This is a genomic window from Streptomyces sp. NPDC001717 (assembly GCF_042892775.1).
In the GTDB taxonomy this organism is placed as follows: Bacteria; Actinomycetota; Actinomycetes; order Streptomycetales; family Streptomycetaceae; genus Streptomyces.
The window spans coordinates 67,145-79,148 of record NZ_JBIAUK010000018.1 but is presented as its reverse complement, the minus strand read 5'-3'; the positions used below and the strand labels follow the sequence as shown (position 1 = coordinate 79,148).

The 12,004-nt window shown below is 65.2% G+C and carries 3 protein-coding genes; 2 read left to right on the top strand and 1 reads right to left on the bottom strand.

The annotated features are described in order from the left end of the window. Positions 1 to 271: 271 nt before the first annotated feature. On the bottom strand, positions 272 to 3,469 hold the full coding sequence (locus ACFYZL_RS25660; RefSeq protein ID WP_388682036.1) for a DNRLRE domain-containing protein: 3,198 nt from the start codon (positions 3,467 to 3,469) through the stop codon (positions 272 to 274). A 481-nt stretch (positions 3,470 to 3,950) separates the two neighbouring features. On the opposite strand from ACFYZL_RS25660, the gene ACFYZL_RS25655 reads away from it, so the two are divergent. Continuing rightward, positions 3,951 to 11,282, top strand: a complete 7,332-nt coding sequence (locus ACFYZL_RS25655) for a polymorphic toxin-type HINT domain-containing protein (protein ID WP_388682032.1) — start codon at positions 3,951 to 3,953, stop codon at positions 11,280 to 11,282. Further along, the gene (locus tag ACFYZL_RS25650) at positions 11,282 to 11,743 is read left to right on the top strand and encodes an Imm26 family immunity protein (protein ID WP_388682028.1); all 462 of its coding nucleotides are present in this window, start codon (positions 11,282 to 11,284) and stop codon (positions 11,741 to 11,743) included. Before ACFYZL_RS25655 ends, ACFYZL_RS25650 begins: the two co-directional genes overlap by 1 nt. The last annotated feature ends 261 nt before the right edge of the window (positions 11,744 to 12,004 follow it).

The following is a 12,004-nucleotide window of genomic DNA, read 5'->3' as shown; positions in this document are numbered from 1 at the left end:
CCATGCAGGCAGCAGCGAAGAGGGGCGGATACCTCAGGTGCCTCACTGACGGCCTCTCAGGCCGCCAGGCATCCCACCACACCGACAGCTTCGCGTTCGGCGATCAGGAGGCCCTTCCTGTGGGTCGATTTTCACGCGCCCTGCCCGAAAATCGAATCGGACGTACCGGCGGGCCACGTCTGGTGTCGATGCTCGACGGGGACGGGGTGCGGGCCGGTAATACGACGGCAGGGCCGACCCGGCGGATGCGGGTCGGCCCTGTGTGTGTCAGCTATCCGATGGTGAGGTAGGTGTTCCAGGGATCGTCTTCCGCACCGCTCGCCCAGCTGAGGGCTGTGGTCTGTCCCTTGAACAGCCATTGCATGCCGGCGGCGTCCACGGCCCAGATGTCGGGGATGCCGTCGCCGGTGGCGTCACGGGTGCCCAGGACCTTGGGGTAGGCGGCGCGTCCCCAGCCGGAGGCGGCATAGGCAACGTCCCCGCCGTTGGAGGCGGCGGACGTGGCGAGGGAGTCGAGGTCGACTCCGCCGTTGGCGCCGGGCTTGCCCTTGCGCAGGACGAGCTTGCCGTTGCCGTCGTTACGGAAGAGCAGGTCGGGGACGTTGTCTCCGGAGATGTCGCGGACGCCGATGAGGTCGCGCGGGTTCCAGCCGGTGCCGCCGACTTGGCGGACGGAGGTGAAGCTGGCTCCGGTGTAGCCGGTGAACGCCCAGAAGGTGTCATTGCCGTCGACGAGGGCGAACATGTCGGGCAGCCCGTCACCCGTGACGTCTTCGGTGACAACGATCTGGCTCAGGCGCGCCGGGTCGGGAGCCCCCGCCGGCAGGAGTATCTCCATACGGCGGCTGACGTCGACCTGGCCGGTACCCAGGCCCGGGTAGACGTACAGCTTGCCGTCCGGCATGCGGGCGATGACGTCGGTGAGGCCGTCGCCGGGGAACCAGTCGGTGGAGTGACCGATGAGTGCTGGCTTACCAGTTGCCGGATCCTTCCAGTAGCCGGGGGCGACGGGCTTACCGTTCTCGAGTGCGCCGGGTATCCAGGCGTCCGTGTCGCCGATGTTGTCGCCCGCGTAGGAGCGCAGGTTGCCGTCCTTGTCGACAGCGAAGATGTCGGCGAAGCCGTCACCGGTGACGTCGCCCGGCTTGTCCAGGCCAGCCCTGGGGCGGACGTAGAACTCGTAGGTCTTCTGCGGCGAGATGTTGCCGGACTTGCTGATGGTCCGGACATAGAGGACGTTGGGGCCGGCGGTGTCGACCTGGAGCTTGATCGTGGCCAGGTCACCCGTGGTGGGCAGGGCCTTCTGGTCCCACAGCGGCCGGTTCAGGCTCCACTGGTACTCGCGGATGTCCTCGGCCTTGAAACCGGGGCTACTGAACTCGAAGACCTGGTCGGGGGTGCTGGCGGGATTCACACTCCAGTCGGCGGAATCGGGGCCCGGCGGCGGGAAGTGCGGGGAACTGATGGAGGGACTGGGCGGGGCTGTGTGGTCGACGGTGAAGGTGCACCAGCCGCCGCCTCCGGAGTCGAGGGGACCGCTGCCCGGAGACCAAAGATTGTCTTTGTCGATCGTGCGTGACAGCCAGTAGTATTTCTGGCCCGAATCGAACTTGTCGGAGGGAACGTCCACATTGATGACGCCGTCGCTGTTGACGCCCTTCCATTCGTTCCAGACCGGTGCGCCGCTGGTGGCGTTCCATACCTCGACCTGCGCCCTGTCCAGGTTTGCGTCGCGGTCCACGCCCCTGACCTGGAAGGTCACATTCGTCTTGCCAATGCTGGTGCCCGCGCCGCTGGTCAGGCAGGGGCCGCCAGGGAACGTCTGCATGTTGGCCGCGACGGGGACGTCGGGCGGATTGTGGTAGGTGATGTCGATGTACGGGGCGGTCTCGCCGTTGGCGAGGAGTTTCTTCCAGTAGTACGAGTCCGACTCGTTCGGCGCAGCGAAGCCCAGGGAGAGGGCACCCCAGCGGTTGTTCGCGGCTTCGGCGACGATCCCCTTGATGTCGGTGGCGATCCAGGCGTCCGGACAGGAACTGTTGTAACCGTATCCGGCGTAGTCACTGGCGACCTTCCGGTTCCAGTAGCCCGCCGTGTTGTTCCAGGTACTTGACGAGGTGATGTAAGGCGTCGAGTAGATGTCCATCTGCTTCGTGGTGCAGGACCACGAGTAGGTCTGCAACGCCCGGACGACGGCCGTATCGATGTTGGCACCGTGGAGTTCACTGCCGAAATCGAAGTTGAAGATGGAACGAGAGGTACCACCGGAAGTGGACTCGTACCCTACACGGGCCTCGTTCGTGCCGCTCGCATTATAGTTCTGTCCGTTGTAAAAGCTGGAATTTCCCTCAGTCTTGTAGAGCAACGTCCAAGAGTTTTTGTGGCCCTTGAAGGAGGGGTCGATGAACACCGGATACACAGTCTCCGCGGCGTTGAGCCAGGGACCGTCCGGCGTGAGAAACAGCGTGTTCTCGGCCAGTGCGGCCTTGGCCACCTTCATCCGGGCGCCCTCGGCACCCGCCAGTCCGGCCAGCCCCAGTGTCGGATGCTGCCGCGCAGCCTCGCCCGGCTTCCACGCCGGCTCGTTGTCGGTGGTGGCGACCTTGCCGCTGGAATCCCACATCAGAGGTGACGCCGAGCCGATTACCTCCTCGCCTGCCGCGTCACGCGCACTGACCACACCCGACTCGGCATCAAGCTGAAAGGCCAGGTCCGTTGCAGCCAGGCGGTACTTCAGCTCTCCGAGCAGGGGATCGGCCGCGGCCTGCTTGTCCTTCACGACCAGCAGATGGGAGTAGCCACCGTCCTGAGCCGTCATCACCAGGTCGATGCCGGGGCGGACGTTCTCATACAGGGCACGCGGCCCGTCGATGACCGGTTCGGGCAGAGCCCCCGGCCAGCTGACGACCATCTCGTGGCCATCGGTGTTCAGCCGGACCAACTCGGTCCACACCTCACCAGGCGTGTCCTGCTTCAACGCCACCCGGGTGACGGAGCGCGAGGAACGCTCCTCACCGCCGCCGGCCTGCGGCTTCGTCCCGGCGCTGAAAACGACACGGCCGTTGACCGCCTTCGCCGCGTATCCGCCCTCCACCCGATGAAGGCCGGTGTCGATCGGCTTCCACTGCCCGTCGACCTTTGCGCGGAAGGCGCTGGTGAAGACCTGTTTGCGGTACGTTCCGTCAGGCCGGGCCCACGTCGTCGTGTTGGCACTGCGCGCTGCGGTGACCTCGACCTCCTTGCCGGTTTTCTCGGCGAGACGCCGTGCCTCCGGCTCGGCGACGGGCGCATCCGCACCTTGCCGGGTGTGCGGCTTCCCGTTCCCGGCTACATGCACGCCCAGGGGTACCGCTACCGCGACCGCCAGGAGTACGGCGATACCCCCCAGTGTCTTGCGGCGCTTGAACCAACGGGTTTCCGGAGCCGCAACTTCCCCTTCTGGAACCACTGCTGGAGGACTGTCGTCCACGGATTCTCTGACAGACACGGCTGTACTTCTCCCCCCTCGGGCGCATGCATTCGCCGCCCTTGGTGCTCACATCAACTCTGGCCTCTGGCCTGAAAATCGCGAAAGGCTCGCTCCCCGCTCGCCTTTCGCCCACAGGGCACGCGAGCCGAGCATGAACCATCCGGCCGACATCTTCACCCCCGGAACCGCCAACGGGAGCCACCCTTTGGGGTCGATTTGCACCGATTACCCCAAGGTATACGGGTGGTAAAGTGATTAAGCCCACACTGGATATCGGAACCATAGGTTTTCCGAGCTTTTGGCCGCACAATCAGCTGGCTATTTGTCAGTTTCCTGCCGGCCGTGCGCCCTCGGCCGCGGCGGCAGAGCGTGGGGGGTCCACATGCCGCCGTTCACGGCGCAATTCCGCCTGCCCGGAAACAGAAGGTCGCGCGCGAAACGCGCGCGCCTCGCCGGGCGCACCGGCATCACGTTGTCAGTGATGCTGGTCGCATCTCTCCTTCCCGTCCAGGCTTGGGCGGCGCCACCGGGCGACCGCAGTGGTGTTCAGCTGCCAGGCCTGCAGCCTGACATCAAGGCCAAGCTGGACAAGGTCGAAGCCGCGAAGCTGAACGGCTGGGCCGGCGCCGCGGCCCAGCCCCCTCCGGGGTACGAGCCGTCGAAGGTGACACCACCAGCCGGTGGAGCCGCGAGCGTCGCGCTGGCCCCGGCCACCGGAGACCAACTGGTTCAGGCAGGCGCCCTTCCCGTGAGCATCGGCAAGGCCTCCCCGACCGAGGCCAATCCGACGCCACCAGCCCCATCCGGTACCTGGTCGGTGGCCGTCGAGAGCCGCACCGCGACCGAGGCCTCCAACATCGACGGCGCCCTCATCAAGGTCACCCCGCCCGCCGAGGGCTCCACTCCGGTCGACGTCCAACTGGACTACAAGCAGTTCAAGGACCTGTACGGCACCGAGTGGTCGACGCGCCTACAGCTGAAGATGGTTCCGGAGTGCTTTCTGAGCACTCCGAACCTCCCCGAATGCTCCGTCTCCAAGGACGTCCCGAGCACCAACGACCCGTCCACGGGCACGGTCCGCGCGACCGTCGACCCGAACACGGCACCCGGCCAGGGCATGCGCACCATGGCGGTGGGCGGGGGTGGCCCGATGGTGCTGGCCGCGTCCGACGCCGGCTCGGGTGCAGGTGGTACGTACAAGGCCACTTCACTCTCCCCCTCCGGTTCCTGGAGCGCGGGTGGCAGTGGCGGCGGGTTCTCCTGGAGCTACCCGGTGGTCGTTCCGGCGCCCCCCGCCGGGCCGTCGCCGAAGATCTCGTTCTCGTACTCCTCGCAGGCGGTGGACGGCAAGACGTCCGTGTCCAACGGGCAGGCATCGTGGATTGGTGACGGCTGGGGATACGAGCCGGGCTTCATCGAGCGCCGCTACCGTTCGTGCTCGGACGACCTCAAGGCCGTCCCCAGCAAGCCGAACAACGACAACGCGACGGACAAGAAGAAGAGCGACCTGTGCTGGGCGGGCGACAACGTGGTGATGTCGCTCGACGGCTCGACCACCGAGCTCGTCCACGACGCCACGACGGGCAATTGGGTCCCCGCCTCCGACGATGGTTCCAAGGTTGAGCGCCTGACGGACGCCAATGTCACCAATGGCGCGCAAGGCGGCGAGTACTGGGTCGTCACCACGCGCGAGGGCACCCGCTACTTCTTCGGTCGCCACGATGTCGACGGCGCCGGTACCCGTGCGGTGACCGACTCGGTCTTCACCGTTCCGGTCTTCGGCAACCACCCTGGCGAGCCCTGCTATCAGGCGTCCTTCGCAGCTTCTTCCTGCAACCAGGGCTGGCGCTGGAACCTCGACTACGTCGAGGACATCCACGGCAACGCGATGATCATCGACTGGAAGAAGGAGACCAACCGGTACGCCAAGAACGCCAAGTTCAAGGAGGCGGTCGACTACGTCCGGTCCGGCTACCCGACCCAGATCACCTACGGTCTGCGCAGCGACAACCTGTCCGGCCCGCCCACCGGCAAGGTCGAGTTCAAGGTGGAGCAGCGGTGCATCGAGGAAGGCGGAGTCAAATGTGGCGACGCCCAGTTCGAATCCAAGAACTACGGTGACAAGCAGGCCTGGTGGGACACCCCCTCGACGCTCCACTGCAAAGCGGGCACTGACTGCTACGTCTCGTCGCCCACCTTCTGGAGCCGTCTGCGGCTGACCGCCGTCACTACGTTCGGTCAGCGCACCCCGGGGGCAACCTCACTCTCGCTCGTGGACCGCTGGAATCTGACCCAGTCGTTCCCCAAGCAGCGCACCGACACCCATCCGCCGCTGTGGCTGCAGTCGATCACCCGCACCGGGTACGGCACGGACAAGAACGAGGCCGGCGAGCAGATCGCGATCACGCTGCCCCCCGTTTCGTTCCTGCCCAACGTGGTGGACATGCCCAACCGGGTGGCGAAGAGCGCCACCGACGCGACCCCCGACTTCGACCGCCTCCGTGTGGAGACGATCCGCAGCGAGACCGGCGGCGAGACGTACGTCGACTACTCCGACCCGTGCACCGTGGGCGGCACCCAGCCGAAGCCGGAAGAAAACACGACCAGGTGCTTCCCGGTTCACTGGTCCCCGGACCCTGAGCTGGAGAAGCCGCCGCTCGAGTGGTTCAACAAGTACGTCGTCGACAAGGTCGTGGAGAAGGACCGCGTTGCGCGCCAGCCCGACGTCACCACGTCCTACACCTACGAGGGTGACGCCGCCTGGGCCAAGGACAGCGACGAGTTCTCCAAGCCCGAGCTGCGGACGTACAGCCAGTGGCGCGGCTACGCCACCGTCGTCGTGAAGAAGGGCGTCACCGCCAACGCGGGCAAGGCCGACGCCACCGAGCAGTCCCAGACCCGCACCCGCTACTTCCGGGGCATGTCCGGCGACGCTGGGCGGGCCAAGATCACGGTGAAGGACAGCGACAACGAGGAGATCGGCGAAGACCTGCCCCAGTACCAGGGGCGTGCGGCCGAGACCATCACTTACACCAAGGCCGACGGAAGTGTCGACTCCCGAACGGTGGCCTGGCCCTGGAAGCAGGACAAGGCGACCGCTTCGCGTCCCAGGGCTGACAACACCCCCCTGGAGGCATTCCGGTCAGGCGTATCGCGTACTGACACGACCCAGACGATCAGCGGTGGTAACCACCGGACCATCCGCACCCGCAACACCTACGACGACACCTACGGACTCCTCGTCAAGGCCCAGAGCCAGGCCATCAGCCCGGACGGCACCGGTGGCTGGAAGACGACGGACCAGACCTGCACCGAGACGAGCTACGTCCACAACTCTGCCAAGAACCTCATCGGCCTGCCGCAACGCACGCGGACCACTGCGGGCGACTGCACCCAGACCGCTACCGGCCAGGTCCTGACCGACGTACGTACCTCTTTCGACGCCCCGAACGCCTTCGGCGCAACGCCGGTCAAGGGGCTCCAAGCCCAGACGGACACGCTGGACGCCGCGGGCACCGGCTGGATCACCCAGACGCGCACCGAGTACGACGCTCTCGGCCGTCCCACCAAGAGCTACGACGCCGCCGGAACCGCCACGGCAACCAGCTACAGCCCCGCGACCGGTGCCATCTTCTCCACCACGGTCACCAACGCTCTCGGCCACGCCGTAACGGCCAAGATGGACCCGGGCCGCGGCAGCGTCCTGGAAACCGTGGACGCCAACAGCCGCAAAACGAGCACGGCCTACGACGCCCTCGGGCGGACCACCGGTGTCTGGACGGCCTCGCGCAAGCAGGGCACCGACAAAGCCGCCTACACCTTCGGCTACCAGATCTCGGAGCACGAACCCCCGGCCGTCACCAGCGGCACTCTGCAGGACGACGGCACCTACACCCAGGCCGTGACCATCTACGACGGCCTGCTGCGCCCGCGCCAGAGCCAGGCCGACTCCCCGGGGGGTGGCCGCCTGATCACCGACACCCTCTACAGCGCGAGCGGCGCCGCCCGCCAGACCAACAACGCGTACCACGCCGAAGGCGCACCGGATAAGAAGATCTTCGTCCCGGAGACCGATTTCCAGGTCCCCAACTCGACCAAGACGGCTTACGACGGCCTCGGCCGGGCCGTCCGCTCGACCACTCTGTTCGCGGACGTCCCGCAGTACTCGTCCATCGTGCAGTACAAGGGTGACTACACCCTCGCCCGTTCGGCCATGTCCGCCGACGGCACGACCCCCCTCAAGGGCAGCCGTGCCTCCAAGACCTGGACCGATCCGCTGGGCCGGACCTCGGTGATCGAACACGCCACGGCCACGGATCTCACCACGTGGACGAAGACCTCCTACGTCTACAACGTCCAGAACAAGCTGGCGTCGGTCACCGACGCTGCCGGCAACAAGTGGTCCTACGAGTACGACGCCCGTGGCCGCCAGACGGCCTCGCAGGACCCGGACACGGGGCGCGCGGAGGCCGGATTCAACAACCTCGACCAGCAGATCTCGTCGAAGGACTCCAGCGGCCGCACCCAGTACACGACCTACGACGTACTGGGCCGCAAGACGGAGCTGCGCGACAACGCCGCCAACGGTCCTCTGGTCGCCTCGTGGGAGTTCGACTCCCTGCCCGGTGCCAAGGGGATCGCCGTATCCTCCACCCGCTACGAGGGCGGAGCGGCCTACAAGAGCGAGGTGACCGGATACGACTCCGAGTACCGGCCGACCGGATCGAAGATCACGATCCCGGATGTGCCTGGCACCAAGGGCCTTGCCGGCACCTACGCCTACAGCACCACCTACACCCCGACGGGCAAGGTCCAGTCGACCACCCTGCCCGCGACCCCCGGCGGCCTGGCCGCCGAGAAACTGATCACCCGCTACGACGCCGACGGCATGCCCAAGACCATGTCCGGCCTCGCCTGGTACACCGCTGACATCCAGTACGGCCCGTACGGCGAGGTCCTGCGGACCGCTTCGGGCAACGCCCCCAACCGGCTGTGGACCACCAACCTGTACAACCCGAACACCGGGCAGCTCACCCACCAGATCAGCGACCGCGAAACCGCCCCCAACCGCATCAGCGACGTCTCCTACGCCTACGACCCCGCAGGCAACATCACCTCCATCACCGACACCCAGCCCGGCGGCCGTGAGGACCGCCAGTGCTTCGCGTACGACCCGATGGGCCAACTGACCAAGGCATGGACCGGCAAGACCGCGGCCTGCACCGGACCCAGCCTGAGCGACGTCACACCCGGCCCGGACGGCGACGGCTTCTGGCAGGAATACCAGTTCGACGCCATCGGCAACCGCACCAAGCTCATCGACCGCGACCTGACCAACGGCGCGCTGGACGACGAGACGACCTACACCTACGGCGTCACCGTCGCCGGAAACGGCACTCAGCCGCCCGTCACCACCCAGCCCCACGCGCTGGCGAAGACCGAGAAGACCACCCGCAAACCGGGCTCCACGGTCACCTCGATCTCCAACTACGCCTACGATGCCTCCGGCAACACCACCAGTCGGCGCATCGACGGCGACACCCAGACGCTGAACTGGGACCGCCGCAACAAGCTCACCTCCGCGTCCAGCCCTGGCATAGGCGCCGTGTCCGTCCTCGGCCTGTCGGGCAAGTGCATGGACGTCGACCAGGGCTCCAACGCGGACGGCACCGCCATCCAGCTGTTCCCCTGCCATGAGGGGCGCAGCCAGCAGTGGCGTCTGACCGGTGACACCGTCCGAGCGATGGACAAGTGCCTCACCGCCCAGAACGGCAAGGCCGTCCTGGCCGCCTGCAACGCCGGCCCCGAGCAGAAGTTCGTCTACCGCAACGCCGACAAGACCCTCTACAACGCAGCCGCCAACGGCTGCGTGGACGTCCCGAACGGCAACGCAGCGGACGGCACCGACCTCCTCATCTACACCTGCAACAACGGCACGAACCAGCAGTGGAGCTTCGACAACACCACCACCTACATCTACGACGCCGCCGGCAACCGCCTCATTGAGGAGAACGGCAGCAGCCGCACTCTCTACCTGGGTGACGCCGAGGTAACCGTCAACAAGGCCGGCCAGGCCCTCGACGCCGTCCGCTACTACGCCGGCCCCGGCTGCACCACGGTGCGCCGCACGAACGGCAAGTCCGGCAACCACCAGCTCAGCGTTCAACTCACCGACCACCACGGCACCGCCACCACCACCGTCGACCTCGCGGCCGGCCAGAACATCAGCCGCCGCAAAACCGACCCCTACGGCAACCCCCGAGGCGCCCAGCCCAGCTCCTGGCCCGGCAACCGCAGCTTCCTCGGCACGGGCATCGACGACACCAACACCGGCCTGACCCACATCGGGGCCCGCGAGTACGAACCCACGACCGGCCGCTTCATCTCCGTCGACCCCATCATCGACATCACCAACCCGCTGCAGATGAACGGCTACACCTACTCCAACGCCAACCCGATCGGCGGATCAGACCCGTCCGGCCTCTTCTGCGACGGATGCAGCGTCAACAACCCGGGGAGTGTCTGGAACCCGGAAAAGCGCCACAGCTACTGCGACGGATGCAACGTCAACAACCCGGGCAGTGTCTGGAACCGGGAGCGCGGCGGACCAGCCGGATTTTACGGTGGCGGCAACACTCACGGAAACAGCGGTGGGAAGAAGGGCGCCAGCAGCATCAAACTCTTCTTTGTGGATAGGAATCTACCTACCCAGGAAGAACTCCACGCCCGGAACTCCAGCTACTACTCCGAAGACCGGAGCTACGAGGACAATCTCCACCTATGGGCCTACAACCTATGCTCCAGCTCCCGCGACGGCAATGAGAAGTTCTGCGACGCAGCCGCCCAGACCGGCTTGTCCAGCGCAGGCCCCGCGGACTGGATGGGATTCCTCGGCATTCGTGACATCTACGAATGCACCACAAGCGGATCAAATTGCAACCAGGCATTCAATGACGTGGTGCTCACCATCCTCACCGCAGGAGTGGGACTCGCAGCCAAGGAAGGCTTTCAGGGGGCTAAAGCAGCAGGGAAGAACGAGGGAGCGTTCTCTGTAACCTGCAGCACCCTCAACAGCTTCACCGCCGGAACCCTGGTCCTGATGGCGGACGGCACCTACAAGAAAATCGAGGAGATACGGGTAGGCGACAGCGTGCTCGCCACCGACCCAGAGACCGGAGAAACCTCGCCGAAGACCGTTACCGCGGAAATCTTTACAGAGGACGATAAAGAATTCGTTGACCTGACCATCTCCACCGAGGACGGCGACCGTATCCTCACGACCACGGACCATCACCCGTTCTGGTCCGACTCCACGGCCACCTGGACCGACGCCGGCGACCTGACGCCGGGAAGCACCCTTCGTACCACCGACGGGCACATCGCCCAACTGACAAGTTCGCTCCTGTACACCGCCAAGCAGGCGACCTACAACCTCACGGTGGCCGACCTCCACACGTACTATGTGCTGGCGGGGGGTACCCCGGTTCTTGTACACAATACGACTCCCCCCACCCCTGGGGGTGTCGTATACCTGCGAACCGATTTGATTACCGGGGAGGAATATGTCGGTCAGGCAAAGAGTTGGGATCGGTTCTTGAAGCGTCAACGAGAGCACGCGAGGGACTATCCCAATAAATCATTCACCTTTGAGGTGCTCGGCAGGGCAAACCCGGGGCAAGACCTTGACGTCCTTGAAGAAAGTTGGATGCGCGCTGGCGGCGGGAAGAAGACGGTACCCGGAAGCGTCTTGGAGAACACTCGAGTGCAGATGAACGACGGCCGCTATAAAGCTGCCGGAGGGACCGTATGCTAGTGAAATACCGAAATGGCGATGTGGTTTCCATCCCGGTGACCGACGAGAAGATTTGTTTTGCCCAGGTCGTCGAGAAGCTCCGCGGAAATGTCCTGCTGGCAGTGTTTTCCGAACTCCTGAACGTTGACGACTCTCGTGACGTCGAGTCACTCGAGCTCGACGAGCCGATCTTCCTGCTCGAGACTATGGATCTTCGAATCACGGACGGCATCTGGCCGATCACAGGAAATCGGGAGGTGCCCAAGGGAATCAAAGCCCCTGAATATAAGGTCTGGGTCGATCCGCCTGGAGGATATCGAATTCAAGACATTCACGGAAACTTGGGAGCCGAAATTTCTCCGGAACGGGCGGGCGGGATGAAGCTCCATAAATCCTTCTCTCCTGCCGTTGTCGAGGCGGCTATCCGTGGATTTCATGGGCTCGGTCCATGGCGCCCGGCTTTTGATGAACTGGCATTCTAGTCCGTCAGTCGAAGCTTTTGGCGGCTAACGCTGTGTAAACGCGCCGTTTTGAGCCCTGTCACACACCTTGCGGCAGGGCTACAGCGGTTATTTGACTGAGTTGACGCAGAGTCAGAGATTCCAATCCGTGCGCCCCTACCAGAGTCATTGAGCTCTTTCAGACTGACCACTGATCGAGTGACCCAGGCCGAGTCAGGATGAGGACCGCAACGCACAGGGCTCCCGCGCCGTTGAGGGAGGTGTTCGAAGTCTCAACCCATC

What these genes read in the sequence shown, in the direction of transcription:
- ACFYZL_RS25655 (WP_388682032.1), top strand. Translation starts at nt 3,951, where the DNA reads ATGCTGGTCGCATCTCTCCTTCCCGTCCAGGCTTGGGCGGCGCCACCG.